We start from the raw sequence: 16,664 nt of genomic DNA on the forward strand, positions 1-16,664 counted from the left end.
AAATACTAAAATTTATTTCTTAGAAATCATAACCAAGAGTTAGGTAAGGAATTGGCTTATTCGTATATCCATTATCAACGCCCCAGGCATAATCAAACTTCACATAAAACCCGAATATCGTTGTTCTTGCACCAACACCGTATCCCATCAGATAAGGATTTTTAAAATTAGTAACTGTTGCACGGAACGGATCGTCATCAGTACCAATTATTTGCGTGTTCAAACTGTTGTTTTCACTAAATGGCCCTTTGCCTGTCCAGGCTGTACCAATATCTCCAAAACCAACAATCTGGAAGTTACGCAGAAAGCTTGAAGTGATTGACCCACGGTATAAGTATTTTACTAAAGGAATCCGGAGTTCAGCATTCAAAAGCATATAACTTGTTCCTGAAAGGCGATTCAGATTAAAGCCACGCAAATTAGTAGCAAAGTCGGCGAAGAAAATATCACGGTTATCAATCGTTGGTCCAAAGTTTAGCGGATTATCACCGGTACGCGTTTCTTTTCTGTTTGAAATCCAGTTCTCCATACCTCCCATGATATTCTGTTTAGGAGCCTTCCCGCCCGAATGGCTGGCAGAAGCGCGGATTGCCAGGATCAGATCCCGGTGTATTTTTTGATAATGACGAAAATCAAGGCTAACCCGGTTAAAGCTTTCATTAGAATTACTCATTCCCAGATAATTGTCATACCTGATTTTGAAACGGGTACCTTCCATCATATTCATACCATTGATCCGGGTATTGTCAAATACATACTCGCTCCTTAGTCCGCCGTAATTAGATACAAGATCAGGATTAGGCAAAACGTAAACATCTATCATACGCGTAGAAGTGAACATTGGAGACAAAGTAAGCCTGCTTCTTGTTGAAAACGGATAGGAAGCGGAGAACATCAGCTGATTAAAGCGATATTTCTGCGGGCTTCCTTCTGAATCCATATAAAGACTTTTCCGGTCAATACGAACTCCAAAATCAATGCGATAAGTATTGTTGTTATACTCTGCAAAAAGATCGCTGTTCTTGAAATTGGATGAAATGAAAAACCCTGCTTTAATTACATGATTTTCAAGCAGGTCGTTCATTGACAATGATTGTGCATAACCAAATCCCCGGATCGGATCAATCCGCCAGTCTGAACTTGCATCATTGGTGATAAATAATCCTTTATACTGAAATGGCCCTTTGATAGCAATATTTTCTCTGGTCGCTTTAACTCTGGATAATGTTGGGGTATTAGCAAAAGTTCCTCTGCGTTGTTTGGACTCAAATGCCTGTAATACATCCGGATCAAACTGGTAATTATCTGTATCTACCTCTCCGTCTTTAAGTGCAAGTTTAGAGTTTTCAGCCGGTTTTTCTGTAGTTGCAGCAGAATCTTTTACAATGGGCTTTCCATCAGCAGCGGGATTTACCGGAGCCACACCACTTGTTGTCAGTGATGGCGTATCCATAATAACATTACTGTCAAACCCATTTTTAAAAGCGGCTGTGTAAAAGCCATCATTGAGATAAGTATACGCTATCCCGCCCCCTGATTTCAGGTTAATATCTGCCGATCTGAGATTATAAACATAATTAGTCAACTGCGCACTCGAGCTGGATGAGCGATTAAGCTTATACAAGTTACTGACTCCCTTTGCATTGGAAAGATAAATAACCTCATTTTCGTCCGCATATACAGGTGATACCCGTACTTTTCCGTCAGTCTGCAATAATTTCGTAAGTGTACCGGTTCTTGGCGTACCATCGTGCTGGAAAAGCGAAAGTGAACCAGCGACCGTTTTGTAGCTACCTTTTACACCAAGTGAATCAGAAGGACGATTGGAAGAAAAAACCACTTTTCTGGATGAACCCTGAACGAAACGCGGAGAAAGATCATCAAATAAATCATTCGTTAACGGCAGCAATGATGCCCTCGCAACACTGATCAGAAATAAATCATTCTGACCGCCTTTATCCGCACTCACTGCCAGCATATTGCCGTCTTGTGATATGTCCATATCGACAATCTGATCCAGTCCCCGGATATTGCGCCTCAGTTTAATTTTGACCTTTTTTGTTCCTACATTTTCATACAGATAGAAATTTTTACGGCCGTTTTCAGAAGCAAGAATTGCCAGCGTATTGTTTTTTGACCAGCCCAGAAGCGGTGGCTGGTTATTTACTCTACCTCCAACCAAATCCATTTTACCCTGGCGGATTACTTTTTTTGACCCGCTTTCGCTGTCGAGCAGGTAAACTCTGTAACGGCCATTTTTGATTTCACTTACAGCAGTCCATTTCTTATCCTGTGATATTTTAACTACCGCACCGGCATCGGAAGTGCTGAACTCATTTAATTTAAGTTTCCAGGAAGGCTGGGCATCGGTATAAAACTGTTCAGCATTCTTGTTCAGGTTCATGTAATACGCACGCCAGTCTTTCAGAAAACGGTTGTAGGAGGAAATTCCGAGCGTACTGGTAATGCTGGTTTGTTCTGTTCTGATAATTCTGGTAAGATTAAGGATATCAGAAATTTTGTCCTTGCCATAACGCTCCGCAATATAATTCCAGATCGAATGACCGATCAGCGTAGCATCGTTCCCGGTGAGCAAAGTCGGTTTTCTTACATTTCTGTTCTTGAAAAAATCACGCATGTAATCATTCAGTTCAGGCGACCATCCTTCTGATATGTAAGCCGCCGTTCCAGACATGAACCACTCCGGCAGTGTAAGTAACAAAGAGCTCTGCAAAGCTTCTTTCATGTTACCACCATAGAGCATATCATACACGAAAAGTAAACTGATATCTTTTACCAGTTTCTTTTTAAATCCAATCTGGTCACCGGTGTAGGCAACTTCCACTCGCGATTGGGCAAGATCCAGTTTCTGGTCATCCAGATTATCAGTTGTAGACAAGCCCATATTACTTTGTTCAAGCTCGGCAGGAGAATTATAAAGAAATATTTTTACCCGGCTGTAAGGTGTCCAGCCAAGAATGTCTGTAATTTTATCGAACTCGCTTTCTGCGTACTGGGCAGTAAGCTTGGCAAGTTCCGTCCCACCCTGATAATGGTAAATTTCGAAATTCGTTGTTTTAAAAATCTTCCAGTTGAAAGTTTTGTATTGAACCCGGTTTTTGCCAAAAGTTTCCTGTGAAGGATAACGTTGAGCAACTGATTCCGTACATAACCCCAAAATTGCAATCAGACTAACCGAAACGGTTAATAAAAATATAGATTTTACTCTCATAGTGCTTAGGCTAACTTCAATGGAAATATAACGAAAAATACCTTTTAATATTCGCTAACGGATTCAATTCTTTATTGTTTACTAAATGCTGTACAAACTCATTGGCAAAAAACGGTGCCAGTGTTACGCCTTTCGTCCCCAAACCATTGAATATGCACACATTGTTGTATTCCGGATGAATACCCACCAGAGGCCGCCTGTCCATTACAGAAGGGCGAATTCCCGCAGACTGCCCGGTTACGGTGTAAGGTATCTTTATTAATTGTTTTAATTTATCTTCTAATTCCTTCGCTGCATCATCGGTACATTCCCAATCCAGATCATCCCACGAATAGGTTGCACCTAATCTGAAAGTGTTTTCTGTAACAGGAAGGATAAAAATTCCCTGGTTAATAATGTACGGTTTTATAGCCTTTTCCGTGGCAACTTCAAGAATCTGTCCTTTTACCGGGTTAAAAGCCAGCCAGTCGAACATACGATTATGAACGGCAGCAAATCCCTGGCAAAGTATTATTTTCGCATATTTCTTGCCTTTCCATTCAATATAATTATCGTTTATATTTAAATCATTGATATCAAATTTCTTATCAAGATACTGGCCGTTTTGAGAAAAATACTCTTTGCTTTTATCCAGCAGCAAAGGCAGGTCTATCCAGCCTGAACGGACAACCTCCAATCCGCCATACTCCATCCGTACATACTCCGAAATCGGTTCCTGATCCTGGCTTTCTCCAATGTAATGTGCAATAGAACTATCACCCGAATAGGCTAAATACGTATTCTGTTCTTCAATAGACCTAAAAGGGCGATAAATAGGTGCAGGATGAATAAATTTTGCATGCAGCTTTTCTTCTAAACCGGAATAAAATGATTCTGCATAGGGAAATAAGTCATCTGCAAGCCACGTTTTTGCGAGCTTTTTACCAGTTAGAGGATTAAAAATTCCAGCAGCTACCCTTGACGAAGAAGGAGAAGAATCATCATTAATGATTTGAAAACTCTGACCGCTTTCGTGTAAATGCCAGGCAACCGAAGCTCCGCCAATTCCGTGTCCAATAATAAGGTAATCAAAATCTGTATCCGTACTGTTCATTTTGCCTTTTTCATTTCCCGGCTACGCAACGACGAAGTGATTCTTTCGTCTGCAAGCCTGACAACCATTTCTACCTGTTCATCAAGTGTCATCAGAGAATTATCTATATAAACAGCATCCTCAGCCTGACGTAATGGACTTTCGGCACGATTGGTATCAATGTGGTCACGCATTCTGAGATTTTCAGCAATTTCTTCCAGACCGATTAATTCTCCTTTTTCCAATAATTCCAACTGTCTGCGCTGCGCCCGTATCAACGGATCGGCAGTCATAAATATTTTCAGTTCGGCATGTGGAAATACAACCGTTCCAATATCCCGGCCGTCCATAACAATCCCACGTGACTTGCCCATACGCTGTTGCTGAGCTACCAATGCATGTCTCACTTCTGCAATTGCGCTTACATCACTCACTTTTTCGGATACGTACATTTTCCTGATTTCATCTTCAATATTCAGTCCGTTCAGATAAGTATCGTTGCGGCCCAGTTCAGGATGGCGCCTGAAAGATATCTGGATCTGGCTTAATGCATTTTCAATTTCCCTTTTGTTCGTACTACTTATATGATTTTGTAAAAAATATAAGGTAACAGCTCTGTACATGGCTCCCGTGTCGATGTACGGATAGTTAAGCTGCTTTGCAACCAATTTGGCCGTTGTACTTTTACCACAGCTGGAATAGCCATCAATTGCAACAATTATTTTAGGCATAAAAATCAGGCAAAAATATAATGTCTGCAAAAGGCAGACTGAGTATAGTATGTCATTAATTTTTCAAAAATACTTCAATAAACGTTATGAAGCACTTCAAATTAACCGAAAGTATATAATAGAGATGCTCAACTGTTTTATCAAAAATCAGCTGAGCGTAATTTGCAAAATTAGGGGAAAGTAAATGCGGGAAACACCTTTTTTATAAACTTACTTAGAAAAACAAGCTTACGATTTGATATTCAGCTTGCTTACCTGCTTACCCGGTTTCCAATAAGGGCAATTGGGCTTTGAGTTAATTACAATCTTAATAATCTCAAAACTAAAAATCCAGTAAAAACACTACCAGACTCCTGGCTCCATGTGCACCAATCACAAGCGACTGTTCAATATCAGCAGTCTTCGACGGCCCTGATATAAAACAACCCCAACCCGTTGTATCTGCTAGTATTTGATAGGCATCGTGCATGTTGTTCACAAGTTTGTTCCGTGGAATTACAAAGGCAAGATTTTGCGTAATAAATGGTAATGCACGATGCGGCAGGTGATTATCCGAAATCCATACAGCACCGTTTTCAGCCACACCAAATTCAGCTTCCAGAATTGCAACTTCAATCGTTTCTAGTTCATGAGGATCTGAAATATTCAGGCTAAAATCAGCCCAGTCTGCCAGAGCAGGAATTGTTGTGGCGCGGTTGACGACGCCGGCATACATTTCGTTAGCCTTTGCAAGAAGCTCCGCATAAGAATTTATCACAATTACCTCAGTGTAAACTGCCGCCAGTGTTTCCGTAAATTTCGCTTCTGTATTTTCGTAATTGCTTTCAAAATTAATTTTAGCCGGCAATTCAGTTTCTGCCGGTTTATTTAATTTGATTTGCTGAAGCATTTTTTCGCGTGAACTCATTCTTCTGATTTATAAAAATTTCAATTCAACCTGAAAATATCACTAGTGTTAAGTTAAGCGTAATTTTGCCACAAAGAAACTAAGATACAAAGTATAAGAAATTGAAAATAAGAATCTTAATAAATTTGTGACTTAACGGGTCGCCGCGATGGCAAACGTCGTTTCATTCTTGACTTAACTCTGGTACTACTTATTTCATTACTTTCTAACTCCTAATTTCAGCCCCTACTCTTTCCGGTTTCTTACATACCAATCTCTGAAACTTTCCTTTGGTGGCTCTGGCATATCACGTTGCTTATACCAGGGATTCAATGAATTATTAACCATAAAAGGCATCGCCCTCATCACCGACCTACCCAATTTTCCGGACCATTGATAAAACCTGGGCTGGGACAAGACCATTGACATCGCTTTTACCCCGACTTCCTTTGCTTTGGGAACATGCCCGCCTTTTACCAAAACCTGCCGCCACTTATATAGTTGTTCGTGTATATCTATTTTAACAGGGCAAACATTGGAGCAGCTTCCGCACAAAGTACTGGCAAAAGGAAGATCGGCATATTTTGTCATATCCAGGTTTGGGGCCAGAATTGAACCAATCGGACCGGCTACTGCACTATGATAACTATGTCCGCCACTTCTTCTGTATACAGGACAGGTATTCATGCAAGCTCCGCAACGGATGCATTTTAATGAATTTCTGAAATCCTCACGTCCCAGTTGTGTGGTTCGTCCGTTATCAACTATAATAAGGTGCATTTCCTGCCCTTCTCTTGGTGTCTTAAAATGACTGCTGTAAGTAGTGATCGGCTGGCCCGTCGCACTCCGTGCAAGTAAGCGCAAAAATACACCCAGATGCTCTTGTTTTGGAATAATTTTCTCAAATCCCATACTGGCAATATGTATGTCGGCCAGATGTGCACCCATATCCGCGTTGCCTTCATTGGTGCTTACTACAAATCCACCCGTTTCAGCTATCGCAAAATTAACACCTGTCAACGCGGCTCTTCGGGTCAAAAACTTATCACGTAAATGTTGCCTTGCAGCTTCCGTTAAATATTGCGGATCAGTGGCTCCGGCTTCCGTTCCCAAAAATTCATGAAACAGATCACCAATGTCTTTTTTCTTTAAATGGATGGCAGGAAGTACAATATGACTCGGCGGTTCTTTCCGAAGTTGCACAATCCGCTCACCTAAGTCACTGTCGATCACATCAATACCGTTATGAATCAGAAACTCATTCATATTACACTCTTCGGTCAGCATGGATTTGCTTTTAACCATTTGTGTTATATCGAATTTCTTGAGTAGTCCGAGTACAATCTCGTTATGTTCTGCACCATCAGCAGCCCAATGCACATGTATGCCGTTTTCTTTTGCTTTTTGTTCAAAAGATTCGAGCAAACTATCCATGTGAGAAAGTACATAATGCTTTATCTGAGATGCTGATTCTCTTAATTCTTCCCATTCAGGCAGTTGCATCGCTGATTTATCGCGCTTTTTACGAACAAACCACAATGTTTCGTCATGCCAGTCTACGTATGACTCGTCCTTATTAAAGGTTTCGGCAGCCTCCGAATGTTCAATTACTGATGTAGACATAGTTTTGTTAACAATTAGATAATAGTACTATTTAAAGAACTTGAATTGTACTTTTCACATTCGTTGCATTATTCCAAGTTTGTGAATTATTTAATAAACAACTTTTCAAAATCAGGCAAAAAGCTATTTTATTGTATTGCAATATGTTATACTTTTGACATACAAAGTTTTTCGATCGATGTATCGGAGTTTGATTAAAGTTTAATTAAACTTTTCTTAGACACAATTAAAATTTTCGCTCCTATGAAAACTAAAAACACAATTCTAACAGCTGCCCTGATCGGCTTGCTTTTTTCAGGCTCAGCATTCAATAGCAATGCACAAGCCAACGTAACTACTTCTGATAAAACTGCTTCAACTGAGAACAAGTTGAGCATATTAGAAGTTAAACCTATGCAATTCAGAGTTTCATACAATAAAGTAGCTTCAAATACTGTCCTGGTTCGTATTTTGGATACAGATAAAAATATTCTGTTCTCTGAAAACAAAAAGGCTGATTCAAATTATTTGAAATATTTCGATCTTTCTACACTTCTTGATGGTACTTATACTTTCGAGATCCTGGACGGAAAAGAGAAGTTTTCACAATCATTTGACATTTTGACCAAAACCAGCCGTGTCGTTTCTTCTATCAATTAATGACCGTTTAATTCTCAGATTCTGACACAGGCGCGGTGCGCTTCCGAAACTTTGTAAAATGCCGGTCCTCGTTTAGGGTACCGGTATTTTTTTTATTCCGATTGTCATTGATTGCCTGATTATCAATAATTATGACAATATTCAATAATCACCCCCGTTTTCCCGGGGCTGAGGTATAGGAGCCTTTCGGGCTGGCTTTTGCTATTCATCTTTTTAGCAAATTATTCCGTTTGGCTTTTCGACCTTTTAACCTTTCGCCTCCTACCTTTCAAATTGCATTATTCAAAATTTCTGCAATATGCTTGACCTGAACTGTGGAGTTCTTTCGTTTCAAAATTCCTTCCAGATGTAACAGGCAACTCATATCCGAACCTGTAATATATTCGGCATGATGACGCAAATGATCAGCTACCCGGTCCTTCCCCATTTTAACAGAAACGGCTTCCTCACTTACACAGAAAGTTCCTCCAAATCCGCAGCATTCGTCTTTCCGGTCCAGCTCTACCAATTCAAGTCCCTGGACTTTCCGCAATAATGTTTCTGGCTTGGAGAACGGTGCCGCATTCAATTCTGACATTTGGGCTAAATGCAAACCACGCTGCCCGTGACATCCCTGGTGCAATCCAACCTTATGCGGAAAGTTTGCTACAATGCTGTCGATTTTTAAAACATCAGTAATGAACTCAACCAGTTCATATACTTTCTTTCTAATCACTTTTGCCTCAACTGGCTTGTCTTCCAGCTTCAAATGTTCCTTAATATGCAGTACACAACTACCCGAAGGGGAAACAATGTAGTCAAACTCAGAAAATGAATTTGCAAACAGATTGTTGCAATCCTTGGTCAAATGCTCAAATCCTGAGTTTGCCATCGGCTGTCCACAACAGGTCTGATTGAGCGGAAAACTTACCGTACAACCCAGTTTTTCCAATAGTTCCAGTGTCGCAACCCCAACCTGAGGATAAAACTGATCCACGTAACAAGGAATAAATAATCCGATCTTCAAATGTGAATAATTCATTTTACCAAAATTCTACTGTGGCAAGAATAGGATAATGATCCGAAACCATGGGATAATTTCTTACCACCTTATAGCTCTTCACACGCACTTTGTTATTAAGTAATACAAAAATATAATCCAGCCTGTCTCCTGGTAGCCCTTCATTCCAGGTTTCCAGTTGAGAGCCCTGAGCTGCGTCCTGCCAATTTTTCCTGAAAGAAAAATATGGCTGTTCGTTTGGCTTTGCTCCCATATCCATCCCTAACAAAACAGGCTGTATACTTCCTCCAAGCATCTGATTTATGTAGGCCGCCTGCATAGCCCTGTCAAATACTGATGCATATTCAAGTCTGGAATTACAAAAGCGAAACGTAAGATTTCGTGACTGACGGATCAGTCCGCATAATAAAACTTTCGGGTCAGCTCCAGCCGTATTTGGTAAACTTATCGTCTGGGTTTTTTCAAACGGCCATTTTGACAAAATGCCAACGCCCTGGGTTCCATTTTCCGACCTGTCTGCAACTCCATAAGCGTAATGCATCCCAGTTTGAATAGCCAGCTGACGAAGCTGAAACTGTGTTTTTCCATTACTTATCAAACTATCAACTGCCTGCAATGATACCAGATCAGGCTTATTTTCTTTGATGATCTTTAAGATATCCATCAAGTTCGTTTCACCTCTAGAATTCTCACCATGCCGGATATTGAAACTCATTATTTTGATTTCAACAGAACGGCGGGATTGTGATGCAAGCAAAGCAAATGTGCTGCATAAAAGGATTGCTGTTAATTTAAACTTCTTCAATATGATAATTCAGCTAGGTTAATCACTCTTTCATACATTTTTCGCTATATACGAAAATGTATTTTAAATTAAGTTTCAGAGAGAATTTCAAAGTTGAGTACGTATTGAGCAGTAATAATTTAACTTGAAATAAATCAATCGATTTCTCCTTCCATAGCAAATATTTTTTTCATAATCATCCATTTTTCACCCTCCTTTGCGGAAGGTAACCCTTCCTGGTATTTCCACATTAGCTGTTCCCATTCCTGTACTTTTGGATTTTCGGCGTCCATTTTAGCTTTCTCTTCAAAACTAAAATCATCTTCCGTTTCCATGATCATAAACAGACGGTTTTCAAGCCGGTAAATATCCATTTGTGTCACGCCTGCTTCCCTGATACTTTTTTCAATTTCAGGCCTGATCTTCTTATGGAATGCTTCATATTCAGCAATCATTTCAGGATCATTGACAAGATCTACGGCCAGACAATATCTTTTCATGCTTTTACAAATTCTTTGATTTCCGACCCCTTCGCTGCAAAATACACTACATATCCAAAACAAACCATTGGAACAATTAACGCATAAGCCGGTCCGAATTTAAAAAGTGCACCGGCAATCATCGGCATGACAGCACCTCCTACAATCGACATTATCAAAAGGGACGAGGCCAGTTTAGATTCAACACCTAATCCTTTGGTAGCCAATGCAAAAATCGTAGGAAACATGATCGACTGGCAGAAATACGTAAGACTCAAACAGATTACTGCTATAAGACCGCCTGAAACCATTGCCAGTAATACGAAAACCGTCGCACCGGTTGAGTACCACAAAAGCACCTTATTAGCAGGGAATTTACTCATCAGTGTTGTTCCGACAAAACGGCCTAAAAGGAACAATACCAGAGCAAAAGACGCATGATAACCGGCAATCTGTGTGGAAGTCAGCTCAGTTTTTACACCAGTTATGGAATTGATTATATGCATATAACCTTCTGCCAAAACCCAGTGCGCTTCTCTTGCAAAATCAAGTTTAAAATCTACAAAATATCCCCATAAAACAGTTTGTGCACCCACATTCAAAAACTGTGCGATAATTCCGTAAGTCATATGTTTATGACGGAACAGTGAGAAAATCGAGATTTTTTTACTGCTTTCGCTTTCTGCTTCGCCTACATCGGGCATTTTGGTAAAGGCAAACAAAAGAGTTACGAATAACACTAATGATCCAATAGCCAGATAAGGCGGCTGTACAGAAAGTGCTTCCTGAATACGAATCTGTTCAGCCTGAGCAGGTGGCAATGCAGTCAGTGCTTCCCGTGAATACTCAATAGGTGAGAAGATAAACAGTGCACCAATAATCGGGCCCAAAACCAGGCTGATCCCATTGAAAGACTGTGCAAAATTAATACGCCATTCTGCTTTATCAGGATCTCCAAGTACTGTAACATACAGATTCGCCGCAGTTTCCAAGAAAGCCAGTCCGCTTGCAATAGTGAAGAGGGCAAAAAGAAAAAAACTGTATTCCCGCATGGAAGCCGCAGGATAAAATAAAAATGCACCGCTGGCATAGAGAAGTAATCCTAAAATAATTCCTTTTTTATAACCGTATTTTTTCATGAAATATCCTGCGGGCAAAGCCATGAAAAAATATCCCATATAAAAAGCAAAGTCGATTACACCAGCCTGAAAACGGCTTAAATCCAGCGCAATCTGAAATTGCTTGATTAGTGAACCATTCAGTGAATTGGCTAAGCCCCACAGAAAAAACAGACTGGTTACCAGAATCAAAGGAATCAGATAATTACCCTTTTCACCCGTTTTATTCTTAATTGTAACCTTTTCCTGCGAAGGTATTGCAGCCATGTTTCACTTTTTTAAGAGATTAGGAATAGTAAAAGTTTATTAATTAAGAGTACCGTTTCTTGGGTTTAAACTCTGTTTCGGCTCGTTACTTTTAAGAGACCAGATGTTTTTATTATAATTTAAAACTTAATCATTAATCAAGATTATAAAACTTCACAGCGTTATTGCCCATAATATTTGCCTGCTCGGGTTTAGATAACGTGCCGATAAAATCTGTTACTATTTCTTTCATATCAGCATATTTTGCAGCAACCAGGCATACCGGCCAATCCGATCCGAATAGTAATCTATCTATACCAAAAGATTCGAAAACAACATCCAGATAAGGGTTAAAATCAGATTTTTTCCAGGTATACCAATCTGCTTCTGTAACCATGCCTGAAATTTTGCAGCTTACATTTGATAATTCCGACAGCTTTGTGATACCTTTTGCCCATGAATCAACTTCTGCTTTTTTAATAAAAGGTTTCGCCATGTGATCCAATACAAAACGAACATTCGGCAGTTGTTTTGCAAATTCAAAAGCTTCTGAGAGCTGGTTTGGATAAATCAGAATATCATATGTAAAGTCAAAAGCTGCCAGTTGCCCTACTCCTTTTACAAAATCCGGTTGTAAGAGAAAACCATCCGGTTCGCCCTGGACGATATGACGAAATCCTTTTAGCTGTTCAAATTGTGAACAAACTTCAAGTCGATCATATAAATTGGCAGCTCGAAAATCAATCCAGCCAACTACTCCTTTTATAAAATCATTAGCACCTGCCAAATGCAGTAAAAATTCAGTTTCTGCATCGGACTGATCCGATTGCACTGCTACACATCCATCAATTCTATTTTCATCCAACACAGGTTTCAGATCGGCAGGAAGAAAATCACGCTGAATTGTTTCCATTTCAGGCGTAATCCAGGAATCCTTAACCGGATCAAAAATCCAGAAATGTTGATGGGAATCAATTTTCATTGATTGTAAATGATTAATGGTGAATGATCAATTGGCCGAAAAATATGTTTACAGGTAATAATTTTAATTTTCAACTCTCAATATTCAATAATAAGAAACAATGAAAATTGAGCATTGAACATGATCCGCCGCAGCGATTTGGTTATTGAACCTTAAAAATGTTTCCACGTCAGTTATAGAACCGCTTTCCAGGCGACTGCTTCCTGCTTTTGTGAGCCTAAGCCTTCAATTCCAAGTTCTACAATATCACCTGGTTTCAGATAAACCTGCGGTTTCATTCCAAGGCCAACTCCGGCAGGTGTTCCGGTTGTGATCATATCACCTGGCAGCAAAGTCATAAACTGGCTCAGATAACTCACGAGGAAAGGAATATGGAAAATCATATCAGACGTATTGCTATCCTGTATTTTCTTTCCATTTAATGAAAGCCAAAGATTCAGATCATTTGCATTGGCTACATCCGAAGCAGGAATAAAATACGGTCCAAGTGGTGCAAATGTGTCGTTGCTTTTACCTTTAACCCATTGCCCGCCACGTTCCATCTGAAAAGCACGTTCTGAATAATCATTGTGAACTGCATAACCTGCTACATAATCCAGCGCATCGGCTTCGTCCACATAACTTGTTTTTTTACCAATAATTACCGCCAATTCTACTTCCCAGTCTGTCTTTTCAGAATTTCTTGGAATGATTACATTGTCATTCGGCCCGCACAAAGCAGAAGTTGCTTTAAAAAATATGATCGGTTCCTTAGGCAATTCTGTTGCTCCTGATTCAAAAGCATGTTTGGCATAGTTCATTCCAATGCAAACAATTTTAGACGGACGAGCAATACATGAGCCAAAACGGAAACCTTCTTCTACTTTCGGTGCAGAATCAGCATTTTTTTTAAGCCATTCCGAAAGACGGGTTACGCCATCGGTAGCAAAAAATTTCTCATTATAATCTTCCCCAAATGCGGATACATCAATCTGTGTTCCATCGGAAAGTTCAACACCAGGTTTTTCTTGTTCAAAAGCACCAAAACGGAATAGTTTCATTTTCATAAAAATTTATTGTTACACAGAGGAATTAAGAGTCAACAAAGAGAACCACAGAGTTAAAACATAAATCGAAAATAAACTCTGTGCACCTCTTCCTTCTCAGTGAAACTCTGTGTAATCTACATTAGAGTTTTAATTATTCAGCTTCTCAAATCCTCCGTCGATCAGATAATCGCATCCGGTTACGAAGCCTGCTTCGTCTGAGCAAAGGTATAATGCCAATGCACCAATTTCTTCCGGTTTCGCCATACGGCCAATTGGTTGGGTTTTGGATAATTTTTCAAACATTTCTGCTTCTCTGCCCGGATAGGTTTTAGAAATAAATCCATCCACGAATGGTGTATGTACACGGGCAGGAGAAATGCTGTTGCAGCGAATTCCATCAGCCAGATAATCTTTTGCGACTGACAAAGTCATGGAATAAACAGCTCCTTTTGTGGTTGAATAGGCAAAGCGGTCAGGAATCCCGACGGTTGCGGCAATGGATACCATGTTGAGAATTACTCCCCCGCCATTGGATTTTAAATGTGGAATAGTAGCGAACAGGCAATTGTAAACTCCTTTTACATTTACATTTAACAAGCGGTCAAAATCTGCTTCAGGCGTTGTATCTGCTTTTCCAATGTGCGCAATTCCTGCATTATTTACCAGAATATTAATCGGATGTTTTGTTGCAATAGCATCAATAATACTAATTACACTGCTTTGCTTTGAAATATCCAGCGCATGCGCTTCTGCAGAACCGCCATCTTTTTTAATATCTTCAGCAACCTGATTGGCCAGGTCAATATTTAATTCAAGAATATGAACGTGGGCGCCTTGTTTTGCAAAAGTTTTAGAGATAGCCAAACCAATGCCGCTTGCTCCTCCTGTTACCAGGGCTACTTTGCCAGTTAAATCAAACATGTATTATATTTTAAGTAATTTATATTCTATAACATTTGGTCACCCGCCTGTAAATAAAAGATTTTTAAACTGTTTCTTTACTCAACTAATTTATTTGCCTTGGTAATCTAAGTATGCAGATTTGCTTTATGCCTAAATCTCAACTCATCATTCTGAATTCCTTACAGAGAAACGCCTCTTTTCCAGGGTATGAAATCATCCTGGCCCAATTGCTGAGCTTTTGTCAATTCCCCACTGGCTACTTTAATGACATATTCCAGCAGATTTTCAGCATTTTGTTCAATGGATTGTGTTCCGTCTACAACTGGGCCGCAATCAAAATCTATTACGTCCGGCATACGGTTCGCCAGGATTGTATTCGTTGCCACCTTTGCAACCGGGCAAATCGGGTTACCAGTTGGTGTTCCTAATCCGGTTGTAAATAAAATGACATTAGCACCGGCAGCACTTTGCCCGGTTGTCGCTTCGACGTCATTTCCGGGTGTACATACTAATTGTAAACCTGGTTCTGTTGCACGTTCTGTGTAATTGAGTACATCAGAAATATAGGCATTCCCTCCTTTTCGGGCCGCTCCTGCTGACTTGATAGCGTCGGTAATCAGTCCGTCTTTTATATTTCCCGGTGAAGGATTGAAAGCAAATGCAGAACCAACAGCTTCGGCTTTCCCTGCATAGTCACGCATTAATTTTTCAAACTTTTCCGCTTTTTCTACCGTTACACAGCGGTTGATCAGTTCCTGTTCCACACCATTCAGTTCAGGAAATTCTGCAAGTAAAGTTTGCCCGCCAAGCCCTACAACAATGTCAGACAAGTGGCCCAAAACCGGATTGGCAGATATTCCTGAAAATCCATCAGAACCACCACATTTTAAGCCAACAGATAATTTGGACAACGGCGCATCTTCTCTTTCAAACTGGTTGATTTTCGTCAGGCCCATAAATGTTTCTTTTATGGCGCCGGACATCAAAGAATACTCAGTCCCTTTCTGGTGCTCAAATGCAAAAAATGGTTTATTGAAATGAGGATCACGCTTTTTGATTTCATCTTCAAGTGTAGTAAGCTCTGAGTTTTGGCAACCCAAACTTAAAACAGTAATTCCAGCTACATTCGGATGAACTGCATAGGACGCGAACAGCGAACATAAAGTATTGGCGTCCATCCGTGTACCGCCGCAGCCGCCTTCATGAGTCAGGAATTTCACTCCATCTACATTTTGGAACGGACGGTTATTTATTTTTTTTACAACAGGCTGTTCTGTAAAAGTTTCAAGGCTTTTCAGTGTACGCATATCCCCTGCCTGATACAAATGCAGGAATTCGCGAACGTGCTCACGGTAAATATCAGTTTGTGCATATCCCAGTTCACGCTCAAAAGCGTCTTTCATGATCAGAACATTCCTGTTTTCACAAAAAACCAGCGGAACTACGAGCCAGTAATTATAGGTACCAACGCGGCCATCAGCACGGTGATAACCTTTAAAAGTACGGTTTTGCCATTTGCTTACATCTGGCTGAATATATGAATATGGCTGTCTCCTGGCAGCGCTGTAATCCTGGGAATCATGCTTTAAATTAAAAGTCGTAATTGGTTCGCCGCGTTTGATAGGCTGTTTGGCGCGGCCTACCAGTACTCCGTACATAATAATAGCTCCGCCAGTTTCTATATCTTCGGTAACAAACTTGTGCTTGGCCGAAACGCCGTAAGGTAAATTATAATGCACGCCGCTCCACTCCGCATCCGTACCGGTTGGCAGGTCACGCAGCGCAACAATGACGTTGTCTGAAGGGTGTATTTTTAAAAGGTTAGATGCCATGGTGAATTTTGAAATAGTAAATTCCTGTAAATATCTGTGATGCGTATAAAACAACTCTTTGATCAAAATTACTTCTTAAAACAGAAATAAGATATGAGCCAGGATAGGT

General features: G+C 40.1%; 14 protein-coding genes. 1 reads left to right on the top strand and 13 read right to left on the bottom strand.

Annotation, left to right across the window (positions count from 1 at the left end):
* Window positions 1-19 precede the first annotated feature (19 nt).
* From KZC02_RS05465 to KZC02_RS05485, 5 genes are all read right to left on the bottom strand, one after another.
* Window positions 20-3,232, bottom strand: a complete 3,213-nt coding sequence (locus tag KZC02_RS05465) for a hypothetical protein (protein WP_221393185.1) — start codon at window positions 3,230-3,232, stop codon at window positions 20-22.
* A gap of 16 nt (window positions 3,233-3,248) precedes the next feature.
* Window positions 3,249-4,325, bottom strand: a complete 1,077-nt coding sequence (locus KZC02_RS05470) for an FAD-binding oxidoreductase (RefSeq protein ID WP_221393186.1) — start codon at window positions 4,323-4,325, stop codon at window positions 3,249-3,251.
* The gene (cmk, locus tag KZC02_RS05475) at window positions 4,322-5,035 is read right to left on the bottom strand and encodes a (d)CMP kinase (protein WP_221393187.1); all 714 of its coding nucleotides are present in this window, start codon (window positions 5,033-5,035) and stop codon (window positions 4,322-4,324) included. The genes KZC02_RS05470 and cmk overlap by 4 nt, the downstream gene beginning before the upstream one ends.
* A 322-nt stretch (window positions 5,036-5,357) precedes the next feature.
* The gene (locus tag KZC02_RS05480; RefSeq protein WP_221393188.1) at window positions 5,358-5,942 is read right to left on the bottom strand and encodes an LUD domain-containing protein; all 585 of its coding nucleotides are present in this window, start codon (window positions 5,940-5,942) and stop codon (window positions 5,358-5,360) included.
* A 225-nt stretch (window positions 5,943-6,167) separates the two neighbouring features.
* Entirely contained in the window at window positions 6,168-7,544 is a 1,377-nt protein-coding gene (locus KZC02_RS05485) for a lactate utilization protein B (protein WP_221393189.1), read from the bottom strand.
* A gap of 243 nt (window positions 7,545-7,787) precedes the next feature.
* On the opposite strand from KZC02_RS05485, the gene KZC02_RS05490 reads away from it, so the two are divergent.
* Entirely contained in the window at window positions 7,788-8,183 is a 396-nt protein-coding gene (locus tag KZC02_RS05490; RefSeq protein ID WP_221393190.1) for a hypothetical protein, read from the top strand.
* 268 nt (window positions 8,184-8,451) lie between these two features.
* On the opposite strand, the gene KZC02_RS05495 is transcribed toward KZC02_RS05490, so the two are convergent.
* The 8 genes from KZC02_RS05495 to KZC02_RS05530 form a co-directional block, all read right to left on the bottom strand.
* A complete protein-coding gene (locus tag KZC02_RS05495) occupies window positions 8,452-9,204 on the bottom strand; it encodes a (Fe-S)-binding protein (protein WP_221393191.1) in 753 nt (250 codons plus the stop codon).
* Window position 9,205: 1 nt separating this feature from the next.
* Window positions 9,206-9,988, bottom strand: coding sequence for an endonuclease/exonuclease/phosphatase family protein (locus KZC02_RS05500; RefSeq protein ID WP_229254001.1), 783 nt, complete (start codon window positions 9,986-9,988; stop codon window positions 9,206-9,208).
* 134 nt (window positions 9,989-10,122) lie between these two features.
* Window positions 10,123-10,467 (bottom strand): L-rhamnose mutarotase, encoded by a 345-nt coding sequence (locus tag KZC02_RS05505; protein WP_221393192.1) that lies wholly within the window; start codon window positions 10,465-10,467, stop codon window positions 10,123-10,125.
* On the bottom strand, window positions 10,464-11,831 hold the full coding sequence (gene fucP / locus KZC02_RS05510; protein ID WP_221393193.1) for an L-fucose:H+ symporter permease: 1,368 nt from the start codon (window positions 11,829-11,831) through the stop codon (window positions 10,464-10,466). The genes KZC02_RS05505 and fucP overlap by 4 nt, the downstream gene beginning before the upstream one ends.
* Before the next feature lie 133 nt (window positions 11,832-11,964).
* The gene (locus KZC02_RS05515) at window positions 11,965-12,792 is read right to left on the bottom strand and encodes an amidohydrolase (protein ID WP_221393194.1); all 828 of its coding nucleotides are present in this window, start codon (window positions 12,790-12,792) and stop codon (window positions 11,965-11,967) included.
* A 173-nt stretch (window positions 12,793-12,965) separates the two neighbouring features.
* On the bottom strand, window positions 12,966-13,832 hold the full coding sequence (locus KZC02_RS05520) for a fumarylacetoacetate hydrolase family protein (RefSeq protein ID WP_221393195.1): 867 nt from the start codon (window positions 13,830-13,832) through the stop codon (window positions 12,966-12,968).
* 135 nt (window positions 13,833-13,967) lie between these two features.
* The gene (locus KZC02_RS05525; protein WP_221393196.1) at window positions 13,968-14,741 is read right to left on the bottom strand and encodes an SDR family NAD(P)-dependent oxidoreductase; all 774 of its coding nucleotides are present in this window, start codon (window positions 14,739-14,741) and stop codon (window positions 13,968-13,970) included.
* A gap of 161 nt (window positions 14,742-14,902) precedes the next feature.
* Complete coding sequence (locus KZC02_RS05530) at window positions 14,903-16,555, bottom strand: UxaA family hydrolase (protein WP_221393197.1); 1,653 nt, start codon at window positions 16,553-16,555, stop codon at window positions 14,903-14,905.
* Between the last annotated feature and the right edge of the window lie 109 nt (window positions 16,556-16,664).

This window comes from Dyadobacter sp. NIV53 (assembly GCF_019711195.1).
Lineage (GTDB): Bacteria > Bacteroidota > Bacteroidia > Cytophagales > Spirosomataceae > Dyadobacter.